A 386-nucleotide genomic window follows, 5' to 3' on the forward strand; every position below is an offset into this window, starting at 1 on the left:
GGGCAGGTCGAAGGCGTGCCAGTGCGACAGGGCCATCATGTCGGCCCCGATCTTCGACGCCGAGTACGGCGACTGGGGCTGGAGGGGATGGTCCTCGTCGATGGGGGCGGTGCGGGCGTGTCTGGGTGTTTGGTTGTGTGGTGTTTTTTGTTTTTGTTTTTTTTGTGCGTGGGTGGTTTTTTGGTTTTTTTTATATTTTTTTTTTTTTTTTTTTTTTTTTTTTTTTAAAATCTGGGGGGCGGGCGCCAACACCCACCACCCCACACCACAACAAAAAAAAAAAAAAAAAAAAAAAAAAAAAAATTAAAAAAAAAAACACAACAACAAACAAACCAACCCAAAAAAAAAAAAACAAAAAACACACAACAAAAAAAAAAAACACCACC

At 41.5% G+C, this 386-nt stretch carries 1 protein-coding gene and 1 pseudogene; one reads left to right on the forward strand and one right to left on the reverse strand.

Annotated elements, in window-relative coordinates:
- Positions 1 to 117: pseudogene (locus PUR26_RS02010) on the reverse strand (GDP-mannose 4,6-dehydratase); the annotation flags it as partial.
- 55 nt (positions 118 to 172) lie between these two features.
- Here PUR26_RS02010 and PUR26_RS02015 point away from each other — a divergent pair.
- Positions 173 to 307, forward strand: a complete 135-nt coding sequence (locus PUR26_RS02015; RefSeq protein WP_329868540.1) for a hypothetical protein — start codon at positions 173 to 175, stop codon at positions 305 to 307.
- The last annotated feature ends 79 nt before the right edge of the window (positions 308 to 386 follow it).

Origin of the sequence: Streptomyces sp. SP18CS02 (assembly GCF_036322365.1) — a bacterium.
In the GTDB taxonomy this organism is placed as follows: Bacteria; Actinomycetota; Actinomycetes; order Streptomycetales; family Streptomycetaceae; genus Streptomyces.